The 19,240-nt window shown below is 66.5% G+C and carries 20 protein-coding genes; 5 read left to right on the forward strand and 15 right to left on the reverse strand.

The window, feature by feature from the left end; genetic code table 11:
- The first annotated feature begins 38 nt into the window (after positions 1 to 38).
- Positions 39 to 2,105, forward strand: coding sequence for a GGDEF/EAL domain-containing response regulator (locus tag BMX32_RS01050; protein WP_089973979.1), 2,067 nt, complete (start codon positions 39 to 41; stop codon positions 2,103 to 2,105).
- 172 nt (positions 2,106 to 2,277) lie between these two features.
- Here BMX32_RS01050 and rplS read toward each other — a convergent pair whose 3' ends face one another.
- The 5 genes from rplS to ffh form a co-directional block, all read right to left on the reverse strand.
- A complete protein-coding gene (gene rplS, locus BMX32_RS01055; RefSeq protein WP_029213713.1) occupies positions 2,278 to 2,673 on the reverse strand; it encodes a 50S ribosomal protein L19 in 396 nt (131 codons plus the stop codon).
- Positions 2,674 to 2,683: 10 nt separating this feature from the next.
- The gene (gene trmD, locus BMX32_RS01060; protein ID WP_029213714.1) at positions 2,684 to 3,466 is read right to left on the reverse strand and encodes a tRNA (guanosine(37)-N1)-methyltransferase TrmD; all 783 of its coding nucleotides are present in this window, start codon (positions 3,464 to 3,466) and stop codon (positions 2,684 to 2,686) included.
- 19 nt (positions 3,467 to 3,485) lie between these two features.
- Entirely contained in the window at positions 3,486 to 4,001 is a 516-nt protein-coding gene (gene rimM / locus BMX32_RS01065) for a ribosome maturation factor RimM (RefSeq protein WP_089973980.1), read from the reverse strand.
- Positions 4,001 to 4,252 carry a 30S ribosomal protein S16 gene (gene rpsP, locus BMX32_RS01070; protein ID WP_029213716.1) on the reverse strand — a complete coding sequence of 84 codons (252 nt, stop codon included), beginning with the start codon at positions 4,250 to 4,252 and terminating at the stop codon, positions 4,001 to 4,003. Before rpsP ends, rimM begins: the two co-directional genes overlap by 1 nt.
- A gap of 130 nt (positions 4,253 to 4,382) precedes the next feature.
- Positions 4,383 to 5,762: a signal recognition particle protein gene (gene ffh / locus BMX32_RS01075; protein ID WP_089973981.1), complete on the reverse strand. Its 1,380-nt coding sequence runs from the start codon at positions 5,760 to 5,762 to the stop codon at positions 4,383 to 4,385.
- 106 nt (positions 5,763 to 5,868) lie between these two features.
- On the opposite strand from ffh, the gene ccsA reads away from it, so the two are divergent.
- On the forward strand, positions 5,869 to 6,666 hold the full coding sequence (gene ccsA, locus BMX32_RS01080) for a cytochrome C assembly family protein (RefSeq protein ID WP_089976783.1): 798 nt from the start codon (positions 5,869 to 5,871) through the stop codon (positions 6,664 to 6,666).
- Positions 6,667 to 6,700: 34 nt separating this feature from the next.
- Here the strand turns inward: ccsA and radA are convergent, their stop codons facing one another.
- The 3 genes from radA to BMX32_RS01095 all read right to left on the reverse strand — a co-directional run bounded on the left by radA (position 6,701) and on the right by BMX32_RS01095 (position 10,328).
- Positions 6,701 to 8,089 (reverse strand): DNA repair protein RadA, encoded by a 1,389-nt coding sequence (radA, locus tag BMX32_RS01085; protein ID WP_089973982.1) that lies wholly within the window; start codon positions 8,087 to 8,089, stop codon positions 6,701 to 6,703.
- Between the two features lie 69 nt (positions 8,090 to 8,158).
- Positions 8,159 to 9,247, reverse strand: a complete 1,089-nt coding sequence (gene alr, locus BMX32_RS01090; protein ID WP_089973983.1) for an alanine racemase — start codon at positions 9,245 to 9,247, stop codon at positions 8,159 to 8,161.
- Between the two features lie 112 nt (positions 9,248 to 9,359).
- Complete coding sequence (locus BMX32_RS01095; RefSeq protein WP_089973984.1) at positions 9,360 to 10,328, reverse strand: CsgG/HfaB family protein; 969 nt, start codon at positions 10,326 to 10,328, stop codon at positions 9,360 to 9,362.
- 234 nt (positions 10,329 to 10,562) lie between these two features.
- On the opposite strand from BMX32_RS01095, the gene BMX32_RS01100 reads away from it, so the two are divergent.
- The gene (locus BMX32_RS01100; RefSeq protein WP_089976786.1) at positions 10,563 to 10,892 is read left to right on the forward strand and encodes a low molecular weight protein tyrosine phosphatase family protein; all 330 of its coding nucleotides are present in this window, start codon (positions 10,563 to 10,565) and stop codon (positions 10,890 to 10,892) included.
- A 29-nt stretch (positions 10,893 to 10,921) separates the two neighbouring features.
- Here the strand turns inward: BMX32_RS01100 and BMX32_RS01105 are convergent, their stop codons facing one another.
- From BMX32_RS01105 to BMX32_RS01135, 7 genes are all read right to left on the reverse strand, one after another.
- On the reverse strand, positions 10,922 to 11,677 hold the full coding sequence (locus tag BMX32_RS01105; protein WP_089973985.1) for an SGNH/GDSL hydrolase family protein: 756 nt from the start codon (positions 11,675 to 11,677) through the stop codon (positions 10,922 to 10,924).
- Between the two features lie 167 nt (positions 11,678 to 11,844).
- Entirely contained in the window at positions 11,845 to 13,293 is a 1,449-nt protein-coding gene (locus tag BMX32_RS01110) for a flavin-containing monooxygenase (RefSeq protein WP_089973986.1), read from the reverse strand.
- A 307-nt stretch (positions 13,294 to 13,600) separates the two neighbouring features.
- Complete coding sequence (locus BMX32_RS01115) at positions 13,601 to 15,016, reverse strand: replicative DNA helicase (protein WP_089973987.1); 1,416 nt, start codon at positions 15,014 to 15,016, stop codon at positions 13,601 to 13,603.
- A gap of 170 nt (positions 15,017 to 15,186) precedes the next feature.
- Positions 15,187 to 15,633: a 50S ribosomal protein L9 gene (gene rplI / locus BMX32_RS01120; RefSeq protein ID WP_029214019.1), complete on the reverse strand. Its 447-nt coding sequence runs from the start codon at positions 15,631 to 15,633 to the stop codon at positions 15,187 to 15,189.
- 105 nt (positions 15,634 to 15,738) lie between these two features.
- Positions 15,739 to 15,969 carry a 30S ribosomal protein S18 gene (rpsR, locus tag BMX32_RS01125; RefSeq protein ID WP_029214018.1) on the reverse strand — a complete coding sequence of 77 codons (231 nt, stop codon included), beginning with the start codon at positions 15,967 to 15,969 and terminating at the stop codon, positions 15,739 to 15,741.
- Positions 15,970 to 15,984: 15 nt separating this feature from the next.
- On the reverse strand, positions 15,985 to 16,407 hold the full coding sequence (gene rpsF, locus BMX32_RS01130; protein WP_029214017.1) for a 30S ribosomal protein S6: 423 nt from the start codon (positions 16,405 to 16,407) through the stop codon (positions 15,985 to 15,987).
- Positions 16,408 to 16,551: 144 nt separating this feature from the next.
- Positions 16,552 to 16,878 (reverse strand): HesB/IscA family protein, encoded by a 327-nt coding sequence (locus BMX32_RS01135; RefSeq protein WP_029214016.1) that lies wholly within the window; start codon positions 16,876 to 16,878, stop codon positions 16,552 to 16,554.
- Positions 16,879 to 16,999: 121 nt separating this feature from the next.
- On the opposite strand from BMX32_RS01135, the gene asnS reads away from it, so the two are divergent.
- Together asnS and BMX32_RS01145 are read left to right on the forward strand one after the other, a co-directional pair.
- On the forward strand, positions 17,000 to 18,403 hold the full coding sequence (gene asnS / locus BMX32_RS01140; protein WP_089973988.1) for an asparagine--tRNA ligase: 1,404 nt from the start codon (positions 17,000 to 17,002) through the stop codon (positions 18,401 to 18,403).
- A 15-nt stretch (positions 18,404 to 18,418) separates the two neighbouring features.
- Positions 18,419 to 19,234, forward strand: a complete 816-nt coding sequence (locus BMX32_RS01145) for a MalM family protein (RefSeq protein ID WP_089973989.1) — start codon at positions 18,419 to 18,421, stop codon at positions 19,232 to 19,234.
- Positions 19,235 to 19,240 lie beyond the last annotated feature (6 nt).

Genomic DNA, 19,240 nt, shown 5'->3' on the forward strand with positions numbered 1-19,240 from the left:
CCGGTTCGCGGGATGAGCAAGCGGCAATTCGGAACGGCATGAAACACGACAACGTCATCAGGATCCTGTTCATCGAGAACTCGGTGGAAGACGCCGAGCTCTTGATCAATGTTCTGCGCAATGGCGGCATCGCCGTCCGCCCGGCCCGGGCGACCACGCCCGACGACATCCAGGTCGCGCTCGACGACGCCGTTCCCGACCTCGTCCTCATGAACCCTTCGGTAGCCGGTATCGATACGGCCGCCGTCATGCGCCAGCTCGATGCCAGCGGCCGCGACCTCGCCATGATCGCCGTGGTCGACAGTCTCGACGACGACGCGATCGCCGACCTCTTCGCCAGCGGCACGCGCGGCGTCGCGCTGCGCAAGCGCTCGGATCAGGTGCTGGCCGTGGTCCAGCGCGAGTTCGAAGCCCTCTCCACGCGCCGGCAGGTCCGTCGTCTGGAAACGTCGCTGCGCGAGACGGAGCGTCGTTGCGACGCCCTGCTCGACTCGTCGCGCGACGCCATCGCCTACGTGCACGAAGGCATGCACGTGCGCGTGAACCAGGCCTACCTCGAAGCCTTCGGCTTCATGGAATTCGACGACATCATCGGGCTGCCCATCCTCGATCTCGTGGCGGGCACGCACGCCGACGACTTCAAGAACACGCTGCGCGGCCTATCGAAGGGCGACCGGATTCCGCCCCCGATGGAACTGCTGGCCCGTCGCGACGACGGCAGCACGTTCAAGGCGTCGGTCGAGTTCGCCCACGCCACCTTCGAAGGCGAGGCGTGCCTGCAGATCGTCTTCCGGCAGCAGACCGTCGACGCCGCGCTGGTCGCCCAGCTGCAGCGGGACCCGGTGACCGGCCTCTACAACCGGTCGCGCACGCTCGAATGCATCGACGAAGCCGTGGCCTCCGCTGCCGCCGGTCGCTCCGGCCAGGCGGTGCTGCTGCTCGAGCCCGACAACTGGAAGGATCTGGTCGCCAGCGCGGGCATCGGCAACGCCGACCACCTGCTGGCCGCCATCGCCGCCAAGATCGCCGAGTCGATCGATCCGGAAGAAGACATCGCGGGCGTGCTCGGCGACCACACGCTGGGCCTGATCCTGGCGCCGCGCGGCGACCTCGAGCACGCGGCGCTCACCGAGCGCCTGCGCACGACGATCGCCGAAACGATCTTCGACGCCGGGTCGCGCTCGCTGACCGTCACGATCACGATCGGCGGCACGCTGCTCGCCGAGAAGAACGCGAACACCGAAACCGTCCTCGACCAGGCAAGCGCCTGTCTGCGCGCCGCGCAGAACCAGGGCGGCAACCGCGTCGAGCTGCACGATCCCAGTGCGCGCGAAAAGGCGGACGCCGAGCGGGAGCAGTACTGGCTCGACCTGGTCCGCGAGGCACTCGCGCAGGACGGCCTGCGCCTCTACCACCAGCAGATCATCAGCCTGCAGGACGCCGCCGGCGAGTTCTACGAGATCCTCGTGCGCATGCGCGGCCCGAAGGGTGACGTGCTGCCCTCGTACTTCTTCCCGGTCGCCGAGCGCAACGGCCTGCTTCCCGCGATCGACCGCTGGGTGCTCGGGCATGCGATCGACGCCCTCGCCCACCGCGAGAACGATGGGCTGACGACGACCTACTTCGTGAAGATGACGCTGCAGTCGCTGGAAGACCCGGACCTGCTGCCATGGCTCGTGCGCCGGCTGGAGTCGGCGAAACTGCGCCGCAGCAAGCTCGTGATCGAGATGCCGGAATCCAAGGTCCTCACCAGCCTGCGCCCGACGCAGGAGTTCGTCGCGGGCTGGCGCAAGGCCGGCGGCGGTTTCGCCATCGAGCAGTTCGGCTCCGGCCTGAATTCGTTCCAGATGCTGAACCACGTCGAGGCCGATTTCCTGAAGATCGACCGTAGCTTCATGACCGACCTGCCGCAGCACCCCGAGAACCAGAAGAAGATCGCGGAGATCTGCAAGGAAGGCCACGCCTCCGGGAAGCAGACGGTGGCGGAATGGGTCGAGGACGCCGTGAGCACGTCGCTGCTGTTCGCCGCCGGCGTCGATTTCATCCAGGGCAACTTCCTGCAGGAACCCGCGAAGGTGCTGGCCGAGGAATACATGCCGGTCTGAGGGCGCTGTCGCGGGATCTTCGAACGAGAGGACCCGGCGCCTTGCGGTGGGAGCCAGCCTGCTGGCGATGGGTACTTGCACAAGAGCTCGCCGCCGTAGCGGCTCCGACAGGAAGCCACAAAAAAAGCCCGCGATCGCTCGCGGGCTTTTTCGTACGCCTTGCGGCAGCCGATTACTCGGCGGCGGCGGCAGCCTTCTTGGCGGCCTTGGCGGCAGCAGCGGCGGCCACGTCTTCCTTGATGCGGGCGGCCTTGCCTTCCAGACCACGCAGGTAGTACAGCTTCGCGCCGCGGACCTTGCCCTTGCGCTTCACTTCGACCGAATCGATCGCACGGCTGTGCGACTGGAAGACGCGCTCGACGCCCGTGCCGTGCGAGATCTTGCGCACGGTGAAGGCGGAATGGAGGCCGCGGCTGCGCTTGGCGATGACGATACCTTCGAACGCCTGGACGCGCTCGCGGTTACCTTCTTTCACCTTGACGTTGACGATCACGGTGTCGCCAGGACCGAAATCCGGCAGCTGGCGGGTGATCTGCTCGGCTTCGAACTGTTGGAGGAGTTTGTTCATGGCGCACCTGTCAATTTTCATTACGGCGGTCGTTACCGGCCGCACCGTTTAGCCGCGTAAATTCACGGCGGAATTCATCCAGCAATGACCTCGACTCGTCGTCGAGAGCACGCTGCGTTAGCAGATCCGGCCGGCGTAGCCAGGTACGACCCAGCGACTGCTTGCGACGCCAGCGGCGAATGGCCGCGTGATCGCCGGAAAGCAGGACCTCCGGCACGCCGCCCCAGACATCGTGATGCACGGGGCGGGTGTAATGCGGGCAATCCAGCAGACCATCCGAGAAGGAGTCCTGCTGGGCGGATTGCACGTCGTTCAACGCGCCTTCCTGCAGACGACCCACCGCATCGATAACCACCGCTGCGCCGAGCTCTCCACCAGACAGCACATAATCGCCGATTGAAAGCTCTTCGTCGACCTCGTGCTCGATCAGGCGTTCGTCCACACCCTCGTAACGTCCACAGATCAGGGCGATTCGCGGCATTTTCGCCAGCGCTTCCACCCGTTTCTGCGTCAGCCGCGCACCTTGCGGGCTGAGGTAAATCACATGCACCGGCTCCGGTGCCGCCTCGCGAACCGCCGCGAGCGTGGCTCGCAATGGCTCGACCAGCATCACCATGCCCGGTCCGCCCCCGAAAGGCCGGCCGTCCACGGTGCGATAGTTATCGGTGGCGTAGTCGCGAGGGTTCCAGGCTTCCACCTGTAACAGTTCGCGCTGCTGCGCCCGTCCGATCACCCCGATTCCGGCCGACTGGCGTACGAAATCGGGAAACAGCGAAATCACGTCGATACGCATGACCGTCAGGTTTCGCCGCTCAGAACTCGGGGTCCCAGTCCACCACGATGCGCCCGGCGTCGATATCGACCGAATGCACGTAAGGGCCCTGGACGAACGGAATCAGACGCTCCCTTTCACCATCCTTGACCACCATGACGTCGTTGGCGCCCGTGGCGAACAGATGGCTTACCCGTCCCAGATGCGTATCTTCGCTGGTCACGACCTCGAGACCCTCGAGATCCGTCCAGTAGAACTCACCGGGCGACGGCGGCGGCAGCACATCGCGCGAGACCGTGATCTCGCAGCCGATCAGTGCGGCCGCCTGGTCGCGATCCTCGATGCCCGGCAGGGTGGCGACGATGCCTTTGCCCTGCGCGCGCCCTCGGACTCCGTTCATTTCCTGCTCCATACCCGGCGCGGTGAGCAGCCAGGGCTGGTAGCGGAAGATCTGGATGCGGGGCTCGGTCCAGCTCTCGAGCTTGACCTGACCCTGCACGCCATGGAGCCCGACAATGCGTCCGACACGGACGCGCTTACCGGACCCCGTCGACATCAAGCAGCCAGCTTGCCGGCTTCCTTCACGAGAGCACGGACCTTGTCGGTCAGCTGTGCGCCCTTGGCCACCCAGGCCTGGACCTTGGCGACGTCGAGCTCGAGGCGCTTGTCGGCACCCGAAGCGACCGGGTTGTAGTAGCCGACACGCTCGATGTTACGACCGTCGCGCGGGCTGCGCTGGTCGGTAACGACGACGTGATAAAACGGACGGCCCTTGGCGCCACCGCGCGAAAGACGAATCTTGACCATAAGTTACGAGCTCCAGAATGCCGTAGACCGGCAAGGCGCGCGCGAGAAGCGGGCGCGGTAAAGCCGGACATTTTAGCGAAAGTTTCGAAAAATGGAAGGGGTTCAGCCCCTTCCGTGATCAGGCGGCGCGTCAGCGCGGCGGCATCATCCCGCCCATGCCACCCATGCCCTTCATGGCGCCGCGCATCTGGCGAAGAAGACCCTTGCTGCCGCCCTTGGACAGCTTGGACATCATCTTTTCCATCTGCATGAACTGCTTCAGCAGGCGATTGACATCCGCCGGCTGGGTGCCCGAACCCCGCGCCACGCGGGCCTTGCGGGAGCCGTTGAGGAGATCCGGATGCCGGCGCTCCTTCTTCGTCATCGAGCCGATGATGGCGACCATGCGCTTCAGCTCGTTGTCGTTGACCTTGGATTTGACGCTGTCGGGGATGCTCGACATGCCCGGAAGCTTGTCCATCAGGCCTGCGAGGCCGCCCATGTTGCTCATCTGCTCGAGCTGGTCGCGCATGTCGTTGAGATCGAAGCGCTTGCCCTTGATGACCTTCTCGGCGAGCTTCTGCGCTTTTTCCTGATCGACCTTGCGCTCGACTTCCTCGACCAGCGACAGGACGTCGCCCATGCCCAGGATGCGCTGAGCCACGCGATCCGGATGGAACGGCTCGAGGGCGTCGGTCTTCTCGCCGGCACCCAGGAACTTGATCGGACGGCCCGTGACGTAACGCACCGACAGGGCGGCGCCACCGCGGGCGTCGCCATCGGTCTTCGTGAGCACGACACCGGTGAGGGGCAGCGCGTCGGAGAACGCCTTCGCGACATTGGCGGCGTCCTGGCCCGTCATCGAGTCGACGACGAACAGGGTTTCGATCGGATCGAGGGCGCCGTGCAGCGCCTTGATCTCGTCCATCATCGCTTCGTCGACGTGCAGGCGGCCCGCGGTGTCGACCAGCAGCACGTCGATCACCTCGCGGCGAGCCGCGGCCACGGCGGCCTTCGCGATGTCCACGGGGTTCTGCCCCGCTTCGGACGGGAAGAACGACACCTCGACCTGCGATGCCAGCGTGCGCAGCTGCTCGATGGCGGCCGGACGGTAGACGTCGCAGCTGACCACCATCACGCGCTTCTTCTTGCGCTCCTTGAGGAAGCGGGCGAGCTTGGCGACCGTGGTGGTCTTGCCCGCACCCTGCAGGCCGGCCATCAGCACGATGGCGGGGGGCTGGGCGGCGAGGTTGAGCTCGGTGTTGGCCGCGCCCATCAGCGTCGTCAGCTCGTCGGAGACGACCTTCACCAGCGCCTGACCGGGCGAAAGGCTCTTGAGGACTTCCTGACCGACCGCGCGGACCTTCACGCGCTCCACGAGGGCCTTGACCACCGGCAGGGCGACGTCGGCCTCGAGCAGCGCGATACGCACTTCGCGCAGCGTCTCGCGAATGTTTTCCTCGGTCAGCCGGCCTCGGCCGCGCAGGCGGTTGACGGTGTCGGACAGGCGTTGGCTGAGCGATTCGAACATGAGGAATTCGGCAAGTGATGCAGTGAGTTGGCGATTATAGCCGGATTCCTCGGGTACAACCTGCCGCATTCACGGCCGACGGGCCGCTATGCCACACTCCGCGTCCATGATCGTCACCCTGCTCACCGCGGCCGCCGTCGCCCTGTACCTCACCGCCGCCGGCGTCCTCGCCCGGCCGCTGGCCACGGGCGGCCAGCCGCTGACCCGCGTCGGCATGGGGCTGGCGACGCTCGCCGCGCTGGCGCACGGCGTCGTGTTGCTGACCGCGCATCGCGGCACGCTCGACCTGCACTTCTTCGCCGCGCTCTCGCTGGTGGCATGGATCGCCTCGGCGCTCACGCTGGTGGTGAACCTGTCGCGGCCCGTGGCCGGGCTCGGCATCCTGGTGTTTCCGCTCTCGGCCGCGCTCGTGGCCATCGACGCGTTCGTCGCGCCACGCACCGCGCCCGAAACGATGACCTGGCAGATCGAGCTGCACGTGACGATCGCCGTCTTCGCGTTCGGCATTCTGTCGATCGCCGCGGCGCTGGCCATCCTGCTCGCGATCCAGGAGCGTGCCCTGCGCCGGAGCCGCTTCGGGCACTGGCTGCGCGCCCTGCCCCCGCTGACGCTCACCGAGGTGCTGCTGTTCCGGCTGATCGCGGCGGGTTTCGTGCTGCTCACGCTCACGCTGGTCACCGGCGCGCTCTTCGTCGGCGATCTTTTCGGCCAGCACCTCGTGCACAAGACCGTGCTGTCGATCATCGCCTGGATCGTGTTCGGCGTGCTGCTCTGGGGCCGCTGGCGCCATGGCTGGCGCGGCATTCGCGCCGTCTACCTCACGCTCGTGGGCATGGGCATCCTGTTGCTGGCGTTCTTCGGCACCAAGGCCGTGCTGGAGCTGATCCTGCACCGCACGGCCTGAGACGCCGGTTCCCTGCACGCACGCGTCGCGTGCGTCAATCCCGACTGGCGTCGATCGCCTGCGAAAGCCGCTCCACGCCGATGACTTCCATGTCGCCCACGCGGCCGCGCCTGGGCGCGTTCGCCGCGGGCACCACCGCGCGCCGGAACCCATGGGTCGCCGCCTCCTTCAGGCGCTCCTCGCCGTTGGGCACGGGCCGGATCTCGCCGGACAGACCGACCTCCCCGAACGCGATGGTCTTTTCGGGCAACGGACGATCGCGCAGGCTCGACAGCACGGCCATCAGCACGGGAACGTCCGACGCCGTTTCCTGCACGCGAATGCCGCCGACCACGTTGACGAACACGTCCTGATCGTAGGCCGCGACGCCGCCATGACGGTGCAGCACCGCCAGCAGCATCGCGAGACGATTCTGCTCGAGGCCCAGGACCACGCGGCGCGGATTGCCGAGCGACGACTGGTCCACCAGTGCCTGCACCTCGACCAGCAGCGGGCGCGTGCCTTCGCGCGTGACCATCACGGCGCTGCCCGGCGTGGGCCCGGCATGCGCGGAGAGGAAGATGGCCGACGGATTCGGCACCTCGCGAAGCCCCTTCTCCGACATGGCGAACACGCCGAGCTCGTTCACGGCGCCGAAGCGGTTCTTGAAGGCGCGAAGCACGCGGAAGCGACTCCCGGATTCGCCCTCGAAATACAGCACCGCGTCGACCATGTGCTCCAGCACGCGGGGGCCGGCGATGCCGCCCTCCTTCGTGACGTGACCCACGAGGAAGACCGATGTGCCGGTCTCTTTCGCGAATCGCGTCAGCTTCGCCGCCGATTCGCGTACCTGACTGACCGAACCCGGCGCCGCCGTGAGCATTTCGGTCCAGATCGTCTGGATCGAATCGATGACGAGCACGCGCGGCCGCGCCGAGGCGGCCTGCTCGAGAATGCGTTCGATGCAGGTTTCCGCCAGCGCGTGCAGCGGGCCGAGCGGCAGGTCGAGGCGCTGCGCGCGCCCCGCGACCTGGCCGAGCGATTCTTCGCCCGTCACGTAAAGGCTCGGAAGGCTCGTGCCCAGCGTTCCCAGCATCTGCAGGAGCAGCGTCGACTTGCCGATGCCCGGATCGCCGCCGATCAGCACCACCGAGCCGTCGACGAGGCCGCCGCCCAGCACGCGGTCGAGCTCGCCGATGCCGGTGTTGGTGCGCGCTTCGGCCGTGTGCAGTACCTCGGTCAGCGGCGTGATGCGCGGCGCGCCGGCGGCGTCGCCCGCGTAACCGCCACGGCGGGTCCCGGTAGCGACGGCGTTGGGCCTGGCGGGCTGCACGACGAATTCGGAGAGCACGTTCCACTCGTTGCATTCGACGCACTGGCCCTGCCATTTACTGTGTTCGGCGCCGCACTGCGTGCAGACGTAAGCGGTCTTGGCCTTGGCCATCGGGGCGGTGATTCCGTGAAGTGATGCGATGTTGTACCGCGACGGCGTCGCAGCAGACGATACGGGGCGTCAGGCCTCGTCCTCGACGAAGAGTACGCGGCGGGTCATGCCGCACGTCAGGTCGTAGGAGATCGTACCCGCGGCGGTGGCCACCGTTTCGACGGGAAGGCCCTCACCCCAGAGTGTGACGCGATCGCCCGGACGTGCGCCCGGGACGTCGCGCAGATCGATCGTGATGAGGTCCATCGAGACGCGCCCGACGAGACTCGCGCGCCGTCCGTTCACCAACACCGGCGTGCCGGGCGCTGCGCTGCGCGGATAGCCGTCACCGTAACCGATCGCGGCGACGCCCACGTCCATGTCCTCGGGACATTCGTACGTGCCGTTGTAACCGACGCGCTCGCCCTTCGCGAGACGGTTGATGGCGACCAGGCGGGTGTTGAGCGTCATGACCGGCCGGAACCCGAAATCCGCGCCCGTGCGGCCCTCGACCACCGAAAGTCCGTAGAGAAGCCCTCCCGTGCGCACCCAGTCGCCGCGCGCATCGGGCCAGCCGAGCACGGCGGCGGAATTGGACAGTGCGCGAGGCCCGGGGAGCCCTGCCGTACCTTCCCTGAAGCGACGAATCTGCAGTGCCGTCTCGCGCCCGCCGAATTCTTCCGACGAGGCGAAATGCGTCATCAGACCGACCTCCGGATCGATGGCCGGCATGGCCAGCAGCGCCGCATGCACCTCGCGGGCGCGAGCGGCCGCGAAGCCGAGGCGATGCATCCCGGTGTCGACCTTGATCCAGACGCGCAGGGGCCCGCGCGACGGATCCGCCCTCGCGAGCCACGGCAACTGCGCGTCGTGATGGATCAGTGCCTCCAGCCGAAGGCGCTGCATCTCCGCGATGTCGGACGCGGTGTCGGGGCCCGAAAGCACCACGATGCGTTGCCGGTGCCCCGCGGCGCGCAGACGCAGGCCGTCGGCGATGGCGGCCACCGCGAACGCCTCGGCATCGCCATCGAGCGCGCGCGCCACCCGTTCGAGGCCATGCCCATAAGCGTCGGCCTTGACCACCGCCATGACTTTCGCGCTGCCCGCCAGCGCACGCACGCGGGCAAGGTTGTGGCGCAAGGCACCAAGGTGAACGGTGGCGACGGTGGTACGGCTCATGGGCTCGGTGGCGGGCTGCGCCTGTCGGAGGGACCGCTGAGTCTATCCGGATTGGGCGGGCAGCCGGATGGCGGCCGGAGGGCGGGCCGGTGACGCGGCCCGCCCGTCGCGGTCACTTCGCCAGGTCGAAATGCTCCGACGACAGCCAGCCGCGGTTGCCGTGTTCGTCTTCGACTTCCCAGATTACGCCGGCCTTCTGGCCGGTCGGGTAGACCGTCATGCCCGGATCGAGGGAACGCACGGCCTTGCCCTTCATGGCCGAGGTCGCGAACAGGCGCGTGGCGACACGCACGGTGCCCGACTGCCGGGAGTTGGCGGCCGATGCGTTGCCGGGCATGCCGCCCATCTCGTCCACGAGCTTCGTGTAGGCATCGAGGTAGGCCATGGTGATCACCTGGCCGATCGTGGTGTTCGCGTACGCGCCGATGCCGCCGCCCACGCCACCCTGCGAGCCCTCGAAGACACCCTTCGCGCCGAAGCCGATGTCGTTCTTCTCGCCGTGCCCCTCGGTGAGGGCCACCTGTTCCGACGAGCGGACGTCGGTGACGGTCAACGTCACGTCGGCCGTCTTCGAACTGATGTTGATGGCGCTCACCAGACGCCCCGCGCCGCCACCGATCAGACCTCCGGCGAGCGCACCCAACGCGCTGCCGCCCGCGTCGGCGTTCTTCGATACGAGATCCGGTACGAGCACGTAGTCCGCCGCCTTCACCTGGCCCTTGCCGACATTGGCGCCGCCACGAAGCTCTCCGCCCGCGGCCAGTTCGCGCTCGCGCATGGCCGCACCCATGCCCTTGCCGCGATCGAGCAGTGTGAAGCATCCGGACTTGCTGACGAACACCTTGATGAGTTTCGTGGGCGACGGCAGCTGTTGCTGCGTCCACCAGTGCACGTCGCCTTCCGGCTCGATCACCGAAAGGGTGCCGAGCTTACGCGCGCATTTCGGAATGGCCGCGACCTTCGCCTCGTGCTGCTTCTGGCTGCGGGTGACGAGCGGATTCGCCGTGGTGCATGCCGAGACCGCCAGCGTGCACGCGACCGCGAGCGACGCCGCGGAGGCGCGCTTCAGAGTGATTTCCATGTTGGGAGTTGTCCTGTGAGCGCCCGGTTGAACGCGCCTTCGCGCTGACCGGGCGCTCGCGCGAAGGCATCACGCGAGCGACATGCTAGGCAACGCCAACCCAAACGTCTTTAGGGTTTCGTCCTAAAGTGGCCGACGAATTCGCCGTGTCCAGACATCGGAATGTTCCGACAAAGGAGCGACTATCCTTACGACACGCTTGCCCGCCACCTGATCCAGGACGGACTCCCACGCATGCAACGCATCCTCTTTCTATGCGCCAGAAACCGGTTACGTAGCCCGACGGCGGAACACGTCTTTGCGGGCCGGCCGGGTATCGAGACCGACTCGGCCGGAGTGAACCGCGACGCCGAGGTCCCGGTGTCGGCCGAGCATCTGGACTGGGCCGATGTCGTCGTAGCGATGGAGCGACGCCACGAGGCGAAGTTGCGCCGGGACTTCAGCCAGCACCTGAAGAAAAAGCGCGTCGTCTGCCTCGATATTCCCGACGACTACGACTACATGGAGCCCGCGCTCGTTGCCCTGCTGGAACAACGCGCGAAGCGGTTCCTTCCGCCGTCGTAAACGTACAGCCAGCGAAGCCGGCCAGCGCGTCAGCGGCCGCTCGCGAGCGCCTTGTCGATCGCTGCCTGCGCCAGCGGCATCATCACCGCATACCCGGCGGCGTTGGGATGCAGGCCATCGTCGCTGAGTTCCCGCCGCAGCGAGCCCTGCGCGTCGACGGTCGCGGCGTAGTAGTCGAGATATACCAGGCGATGGGCGCGCGCGTAGTCGCGCGTCCACGCGTTGAGCGCGCGGATCGTTTCCGGCGGCCGTTGCTTGCTCTGCTCGGGATTGCTGGCGTCGTGCACGGGCAGAAGCGATGCCAGGACGACACGGATGCCATTCGCCCTGGCGAGTTCCGCCATCGACGTCAGGTTGTTTTCGATCGTCGAGAGCGACTCCGGCCCGGTATTTCCCGCGATGTCATTGGTACCCGCGAGAATCACCACCACCGACGCCTTGAGCGCGACGACGTCGGGCCGGAAGCGCAGCAGCATCTGCGGCGTGGTCTGACCGCTGATGCCACGATTCACGTATGCATGCCCGGGGAAGAATTCGCCATCCGGGCGACCCCAGCCGTCCGTGATCGAATCGCCCATGAAGACGACGCGCTTCTCTCCTTTTGCCGGAGGCGCCAGCGCGGCGTTGTCGCTGGCGTAGCGGGCGAGATCGGGCCAGTCGTTGAGGCGGCGCTCGATGTCGGCGCGCTGCTCCGGCGACAGCGGATCCGGCACGACGATGCGCTCGCCGGCGACCGTCATCGTGGATACGAGTGCCAGCATCGTGGCGAAAAGCGTGCGGTGCATCGGCCATCCTCCCCGGGGGTCTTCCGGCAGCTTAGCAAGTCGGCGCGGCGTGTCACCCACGAACCGGTCACAGAGTCCGGGCGATACGACACGGCCCCCACGCGTGGCGGGCATCCGTTCGCGCGCGAGCGTGCCGCCCTTGGGCCACGCGGCGATCATCGGCGTCGCTACGAGAGCTGGAGCGCGGAATCCTCGATCGGTTCGCGAAGCAGGACGCGCCGGTCCCTTTCGTAGCTGTGGGAGACGCGCCATGGCCCGGTCTTCCCCTGACGCGGCATCGCTGCTTCCCCGCGTTCGACGTAACCTGCTCGCAACGCATCGAGAATGCAGACATCCAGCGCTTCGTCCCGCGGCGCGCGCGGCACCGCCATGGTGGCGCCCTGCTCTTCCATCGCGATGAGCAGTCGGCAGACGTACTGCGCCGCCAGGTCCACCTTGAGCGTCCACGAGGCGTTGATGTACCCGAAGAGGACGGCGAAATTCGGCACGCCGTCGAGCAGTACACCCTTGTACGTCAAGGCACGTCCTGCGGGCACCGGACGGCCGTCGACCTCGATCGTCATGCCGCCCAGCGCCTGGAGGTCGAAGCCCGTGGCGCTGACGACGATGTCCGCCGCGATCGCCTCGCCGGACGCGAGGCGCACGCCGCCCGCATCGAAAGACTCGACCACGCCGGTTACGATGGACGCCTTGCCTGCGGCCATGGCGTCGAACAGATCGCCATCGGGGAGCACGCACATCCGTTGCGTCCACGGGGCGTACGACGGCGTGAAGTCGGCCATCGATCCCGATGCGCCAAGGCGCTTGCGCACCCGACCGAGCAGCACGGAGCGCACACGCGCGGGCCAGCGCATCGCCGCCTTGTACAGCGTGCGCTGGAGAAAAATGTTCCTGCGCCGGGCCAGCGCATAGACGATGCGCTTGGGCAACACGCGCAGCAACGTCTCGGAGATCGCGTCGCGCGACGGCACGGCGAGCACGTAGCCGGGCGAGCGCTGCACCATGGTGACGTGCGCGGCCTCGGCGGCGAGCGCGGGCACCAGCGTGACGGCGGTCGCGCCGCTACCGATCACGACCACGCGCTTGCCGCGCCAGTCGAGGTCGTCGGGCCAGTGCTGGGGGTGGACGAAACGACCCGCGAAGGATGCCAGTCCGGGGAAGGCCGGCACGTGCCCGCGATCGTAGTCGTAGTAACCCGTCGCGCCGATCAGAAATGCACAGGTCAGCGTGTGCGTCGCTCCTGCCCCGTCCTCGGCGCGAAGTGTCCAGCGACGCTCCACGGACGACCAGGACGCGTGCGTGGTGCGCAGTCCGAAGCGGATCTTCGCGTCGATGCCGAACTCGCGCGCGGTGTCGATCACGTACCGGCGGATCGACGGGCCGTCGGCCAGCACCGTGAGCTCGTTCCACGGACGGAACCCGAAGCCGAAGGTGAACATGTCGGAGTCGGACCGTACGCCGGGATAACGGAACAGGTCCCACGTCCCGCCCATCGCATGACGTCGCTCGACGAGGGCGACACGCTTGTCCGGGCAGGCGAGCGCGAGACGGCACGCCATGCCGACGCCGGAGAGTCCGGCACCGATGATCAGTACGTCGTAGTGATCGGATGTCATCGGGCCGGCCTCCTCGTGGGATGGAGGTTACGCCGATCGACGCGCCATATCCGGGCATCGCGGCGAGTTTGCCCGCTGCCGCGGGTTCGCTGGCAAGCCAGCTCCCACAAGGTGACCCCGGTCACGCAGGACCGAAGCGAACCCGCTGCCACAAGGTGGCCGCGGCTACGCGGGAACGAAGCAAGCCGGCTCCCACACGGCAATCGCCGTAGTGCGGGACCGGGCCGGACCGCCTGCCGCAGGCCATCGCGGTGCGGCAGTCCTGTGGGAGCGCGCTCGCGCGCGATCGGGTGCTCGCCGAAGCCCGTCAGTCGAACGACCCGACGTACGAGTCGGGCGCCCAGTTCTCGAACTTGGTGTAGTGACCGAGGAAGGCCAGTTTCACGGTGTCGGTCGGGCCGTTACGCTGCTTGCCGATGATGATCTCGGCGAGGCCCTTATCCGGCGATTCCTTGTTGTAGTACTCGTCGCGGTAAATGAACATGATGACGTCGGCGTCCTGCTCGATGGCGCCCGACTCGCGAAGGTCCGACATCATCGGCCGCTTGTCGGCGCGCTGCTCCAGCGAACGGTTGAGCTGCGACAGCGCGATCACCGGCACGTTGAGCTCCTTCGCCAGCGCCTTGAGGCCTCGCGAGATCTCGGAAATTTCCGTCGCGCGGTTCTCGGAATTGCCCGGCACCTGCATCAGCTGCAGGTAGTCGATCACGATCAGGCCGAGGCCGTGCTCGCGTTGCAGGCGACGCGAGCGGGAGCGCATTTCCACCGGCGACATCGCCGGCGTGTCGTCGATGAAGATCTTCGCGTCGGCCAGCATCGTGATCGCGGACGTCACGCGCGGCCAGTCTTCCTCGGCCAGGTCGCCGTTGCGCAGGTGCTGCGCGTGCACGCGCCCGAGCGACGAGATGAGACGAAACGCCAGCTGCGATGCCGACATTTCCATCGAGAACACCGCGACCGACTTCTTGCCGCGCATCGCGGCGGCCTCGGCGAGATTCAGCGCGAACGCCGTCTTGCCCATCGATGGACGGGCGGCGACGATCACCAGATCAGAGGGCTGCAGACCCGAGGTCAGTTCATCGAGATCGGTGAAGCCGGTCGAAAGACCCGTCAGCTGGCCCTTCTTCTCGTAGCGCTCGGAAAGCATGCGGAAGGCTTCGCCCGCCGCTTCGCGCACCGACACGATGTCCTTCTTGCCGCGCGCGCCCGATTCCGCGATACGGAACACGCGTTGTTCGGCGAGCTCCATCACTTCCTGGACGCTCTTGCCTTCCGGACGGAAGCCGTCTTCCGTGATCGACGTACCGGCGTCGATCAGCTGGCGCATCACCGACTTCTCGCGAACGATGTCGCCATACGCCGCGATGTTCGCGGCGCTGGGCGTGGAGTTCGCCAGCTCGAGCAGATACGTCGAGTCGCGGATCATTTCCGACATGTCGTTGGCGACGAACCAGTCGCCGAGCGTGATGGCGTCGCAGGGCATGCCCTTGTTCGCCAGTTCGTTGATCGCGCGCCAGATCACGCGGTGGTCGCGGCGGTAGAAGTCGTCGTCGGTGAGCTTGTCGGCCACCTTGTCCAGCGAATCCGGCGAGAGCATCAGGCCACCCAGCACGGCCTGCTCGGCCTCGATGGAATGGGGCGGAATGCGCAGTGCGTCGATGGCGGAAGGCTCGCGACGGCGCTTGCGGTCGCCGCGGTCGCCGCGCTCGGGATTGAAGGACATGGTTTACCTCGTGTTGCAGACGGCGCCCACGCCGGATCGGCTGGCCGTAAAGGCGATCATACGCGGAGACGTCTCACGCGTTGAGAGGATAAGTCTGTGGATAACTTGTGGGCAGAAACGAAAACGGGCGCCTTGCGGCGCCCGTCTCGTGGATCGCGATGGATCGGAGCTTACGCGCCGACCACCTTGACCTTGGCCGTCTGCTGAATGTCGGCGTGGAGGACGATGACGACCTCGTACTCGCCCACATTGCGGAACGGGCCTTCGGCCTGGATCACTTCACTCTTGTCGACTTCCAGACCCTTGGCGGTCAGGGCTTCGGCGACGTCGCGCGGCGTGACCGAGCCGAACAGCTTGCCTTCCGGCGAAGCGTTGACTTCGATCGTGACCTCGGCGCCTTCGAGCTTGGCGGCACGGGCCTCGGCACCGGAGAGCTGCTCCTTGGCCTTGGCTTCGTACTCGGCGCGACGGGCTTCGAACGCTTCGAGGTTGGCGGCGGTCGCGCGAGCGGCCTTGCCGGTCGGGAGGAGGAAGTTACGACCGTAACCCGGCTTGACATTGACCTTGTCGCCGAGATTACCGAGGTTCTTCACCTTCTCGAGGAGGATGAGTTCCATGGGATGTTCCTTTCGTTAGCGCGGGATGGGCCCCGCGCAGCCAGTGATTGGTTGTCCGAGTGTCGTTCAGCGGGCGCCCCTCCCTGCGGGAAGGGCGCTCGACGATCAGACGTCGTGGTTGTCGGTGTACGGCAGCAGCGAGAGGAAGCGAGCGCGCTTGATGGCGGTCGCGAGCTGACGCTGGTAGCGGGCCTTCGTGCCGGTGATGCGGCTCGGAACGATCTTGCCGTTCTCCGTGACGTACTGGCGCAGGGTGTTGAGATCCTTGTAATCGATCTCTTTCACGCCTTCGGCGGTGAAACGGCAGAACTTGCGGCGGCGGAAGAACTTGGACATGGCTGTGATCCCCGATTAGTCGTCGCTGTCGCGATCGTTGTCGTTGTCGCGACCGCCACGGCGGTCGTCGCCGTCGCTGTCGTCGTCACGGCGACGCGAACCCTTCTGCTCGTCCTTTTCCTTGCTCTTCAGGATGAAGGACTGCTCGACGTCGGCTTCGTCGCGACGGATCACGAGGTGGCGCAGGACGGCATCGTTGAAACGGAAGCCCGTCTCGAGCTCGTTCAGGGCGTTCTGCGAAACCTCGATGTTCAGCATCACGTAGTGAGCCTTGGCGAGGTTTTCGATCGGGTACGCCAGCTGGCGGCGGCCCCAGTCTTCGAGACGATGGATCTTGCCGTTGTCGCCTTCGATCAGCGCCTTGTAGCGCTCGATCATGGCGGGCACCTGTTCGCTCTGGTCCGGATGGACCAGGAACACGACTTCATAATGACGCATGGTGGCTCCTTGTGGATGCACCCCTTGCGGGGATGGCAGCCTCCCGGGCGTGCCGGTGAGGCAAGAAACCCCTCCGGGCGGAGAGGTAGCCGCGCATTGTAAGGAGATTCGGGCGTCGCGGTCAATCGGGCCCGGCCGGGCGGCTCAGGAGACCGTGAAGCTCTCGCCGCAACCGCACTCGCCGGTGGCGTTGGGGTTGTGGAAGACGAACGACGCGTTGAGGCCCTGGCGCTGGAAGTCGATCAGGGTGCCGTCGACCAGGGGCAGGCTCTTCGGATCCACCACGACGCGGATACCGTCGATGTCGAGCACCTTGTCGTCGTCGGCGATGACGTCGGCGAGGTCGACGACATAGCCGAAACCCGAGCAACCCATGCGTTTCACGGAGAAACGCACGCCCGTCGCATCGGGCGCCCTGTCGAGGAAGGCACGCATGCGGTCGGAGGCGGCGGGGGTGATCTGGATGCTCATGAAAACGTTTTCTGCCCGTGGTATACCGATGAACGGTGCCGTTCACGCGACCCTTACATTATCATGCAGGGTCGCGTCCTTCGCGCCTTTACATGCGGCGCCTTTTCAGGAGTTTCAATCGATGACGGTGGTAAGCGTCAAGCAGGCCCTCGCCGGCGGTGCGTCCGCGGGCGAACACGAAGTCACCGTCCGTGGCTGGGTGCGCACGTTGCGCGAGTCCAAGGGCGGGCTCTCGTTCGTCAACGTGAGCGACGGCTCCTGCTTCGCCCCGATCCAGGTCGTGGCCACCTCGGATCTCGCGAACTACGAGACCGACGTGAAGCGCCTGTCGGCCGGCGCGGCGGTCATCGCCACGGGCAGGCTGGTCCCGTCGCAGGGCAAGGGCCAGGCCTTCGAGATCCAGGCCACGCGCATCGAGGTCACCGGTTTCGTCGAGAACCCCCTCACCTACCCGATCCAGCCCAAGCAGCACTCGATGGAATTCCTCCGCGAGGTCGCGCACCTGCGCCCGCGCACGAACCTCTTCGGCGCCGTCACCCGCGTGCGCCACACCATGATGACGGCGATCCACCGCATCCTGACGGAGCAGGGCTTCTTCTGGATCAACACGCCGATCATCACCACGTCCGACGCCGAAGGCGCCGGCGACATGTTCCGCCTGTCCACGCTCGACCTGGCCAACCTGCCCCGCGACGACAAGGGCAACATCGATTTCCGCAAGGACTTCTTCGGCCGCGAAGCGTTCCTGACCGTGTCCGGGCAGCTGAACGTCGAAGGCTATGCGCTCGCCATGAGCAAGGTGTACACGTTCGGCCCCACGTTCCGCGCCGAAAATTCCAACACCACGCGCCATCTGGCGGAATTCTGGATGGTCGAACCCGAGGTGGCGTTCGCCGACCTCAATGACAACGCCGACCTCGCCGAGCTGTTCCTGAAGGGCATCTTCAAGGCGGTGCTCGACGAACGGCCGGACGACATGGCGTTCTTCGCCGAACGCGTGCAGCCCGACGCCATCGCGCGACTGGAAGCCTTCGTCGCCAAGCCGTTCGAGCGCATCGAGTACACCGAGGCCGTGTCGATCCTGCAGAAGTCCGGCAAGACGTTCGAGCATCCGGTGGCCTGGGGCGTCGACCTGCAGACCGAGCACGAGCGCTACCTCGCCGAGGAACACATCGGCCGTCCGGTGGTCGTGATGAACTACCCGGAACAGATCAAGGCGTTCTACATGCGCCTCAACGACGACGGCAAGACGGTCGCGGCGATGGACGTGCTGGCGCCGGGTATCGGCGAGATCATCGGCGGCGCCCAGCGCGAGGAACGCCTCGACTACCTCGATCGCCGCATGGACCAGTTCCATCTCGACAAGGCCACGTACGACTGGTACCGCGACCTGCGCCGCTACGGCACCGTGCCCCACGCCGGCTTCGGCCTGGGCTTCGAGCGCCTGCTGGTGTACGTCTGCGGCCTGTCCAACATCCGCGACGCCATCCCCTATCCCCGTGCGGCAGGGAGTGCCGACTTCTAGAACCCCGAGACGATCATGCCCCCTTACCTACCCCGTCTCCTGTTACTCGGCGCGACCCTCGTCGCGCTGGGTGCCTGCCGGAGCATCGTGCCGCCGAATTTCCGCCCGCCGGAAAACCCGACGAACACGATCGACATCGCACGCAAGACGCTCGAAGGGGCGGCGCCCTGCTGCGGCAGCTTCGCCGACCTGTCCTACCAGGACATGCTTCCGTGGCAGCCGCAGCGTTTCGAGCTGAACAAAGACAGCCCCGTCGCCAATCTCAACGGCGACCGCAGCTACTTCCTCGCGTTCCGCCTGCCGCAGGGCGCGACGATGCCGTACACGATCGCGATGAAGTCCGAACTCAACGGCCGCTGGCTGAGTTCGAGCTACCTGTTCGCGCCCACCGTGGTGCTGCTCGACGACGCCTTCCAGCCGCTGCACTCGGAAGACATCCAGCTGTGCGAGTACATCGGCTGGACGAACGAAACCACCGGCGCGTTCGGCAAGTTCAGGGTCGTCGACGACAAGGCCCGCTATCTCGTGGTGTACTCGTCGGCGAAACAGCAGAAAGGCCAGACGTACTGGGAGCAGTCGCCCACCACCTTCTCGGCGGAGGCGCCGGTGAAGATGAATCCGGCCGGCAGCTTCAAGATCGCGCACGGACCCGACGGCGTGCTTTTCGTGGGCGTGCAGAACGACACCTACAAGCGCGCGATCAACAACGCCGTGTGCAAGCAGCCGCAGCAGGGCGACGGCGTAATCCAGACGATCCGCAGCGTGGTTACCACCGACATCCTCGGTACCGATGCGCCGGAAACCAAGAAAGACAAGGAAAAGGGCAGCTGATCTCGC

The organism is Luteibacter sp. UNCMF331Sha3.1, from assembly GCF_900109915.1.
In the GTDB taxonomy this organism is placed as follows: domain Bacteria; phylum Pseudomonadota; class Gammaproteobacteria; order Xanthomonadales; family Rhodanobacteraceae; genus Luteibacter.

Coding starts and splice junctions, on each gene's coding strand:
- BMX32_RS01050 (WP_089973979.1), top strand. CDS start 39: ATGAAACACGACAACGTCATCAGGATCCTGTTCATCGAGAACTCGGTG.
- rplS (WP_029213713.1), bottom strand. CDS start 2,673: ATGAACAAACTCCTCCAACAGTTCGAAGCCGAGCAGATCACCCGCCAG.
- trmD (WP_029213714.1), bottom strand. CDS start 3,466: ATGCGTATCGACGTGATTTCGCTGTTTCCCGATTTCGTACGCCAGTCG.
- rimM (WP_089973980.1), bottom strand. CDS start 4,001: ATGTCGACGGGGTCCGGTAAGCGCGTCCGTGTCGGACGCATTGTCGGG.
- rpsP (WP_029213716.1), bottom strand. CDS start 4,252: ATGGTCAAGATTCGTCTTTCGCGCGGTGGCGCCAAGGGCCGTCCGTTT.
- ffh (WP_089973981.1), bottom strand. CDS start 5,762: ATGTTCGAATCGCTCAGCCAACGCCTGTCCGACACCGTCAACCGCCTG.
- ccsA (WP_089976783.1), top strand. CDS start 5,869: ATGATCGTCACCCTGCTCACCGCGGCCGCCGTCGCCCTGTACCTCACC.
- radA (WP_089973982.1), bottom strand. CDS start 8,089: ATGGCCAAGGCCAAGACCGCTTACGTCTGCACGCAGTGCGGCGCCGAA.
- alr (WP_089973983.1), bottom strand. CDS start 9,247: ATGAGCCGTACCACCGTCGCCACCGTTCACCTTGGTGCCTTGCGCCAC.
- BMX32_RS01095 (WP_089973984.1), bottom strand. CDS start 10,328: ATGGAAATCACTCTGAAGCGCGCCTCCGCGGCGTCGCTCGCGGTCGCG.
- BMX32_RS01100 (WP_089976786.1), top strand. CDS start 10,563: ATGCAACGCATCCTCTTTCTATGCGCCAGAAACCGGTTACGTAGCCCG.
- BMX32_RS01105 (WP_089973985.1), bottom strand. CDS start 11,677: ATGCACCGCACGCTTTTCGCCACGATGCTGGCACTCGTATCCACGATG.
- BMX32_RS01110 (WP_089973986.1), bottom strand. CDS start 13,293: ATGACATCCGATCACTACGACGTACTGATCATCGGTGCCGGACTCTCC.
- BMX32_RS01115 (WP_089973987.1), bottom strand. CDS start 15,016: ATGTCCTTCAATCCCGAGCGCGGCGACCGCGGCGACCGCAAGCGCCGT.
- rplI (WP_029214019.1), bottom strand. CDS start 15,633: ATGGAACTCATCCTCCTCGAGAAGGTGAAGAACCTCGGTAATCTCGGC.
- rpsR (WP_029214018.1), bottom strand. CDS start 15,969: ATGTCCAAGTTCTTCCGCCGCCGCAAGTTCTGCCGTTTCACCGCCGAA.
- rpsF (WP_029214017.1), bottom strand. CDS start 16,407: ATGCGTCATTATGAAGTCGTGTTCCTGGTCCATCCGGACCAGAGCGAA.
- BMX32_RS01135 (WP_029214016.1), bottom strand. CDS start 16,878: ATGAGCATCCAGATCACCCCCGCCGCCTCCGACCGCATGCGTGCCTTC.
- asnS (WP_089973988.1), top strand. CDS start 17,000: ATGACGGTGGTAAGCGTCAAGCAGGCCCTCGCCGGCGGTGCGTCCGCG.
- BMX32_RS01145 (WP_089973989.1), top strand. CDS start 18,419: ATGCCCCCTTACCTACCCCGTCTCCTGTTACTCGGCGCGACCCTCGTC.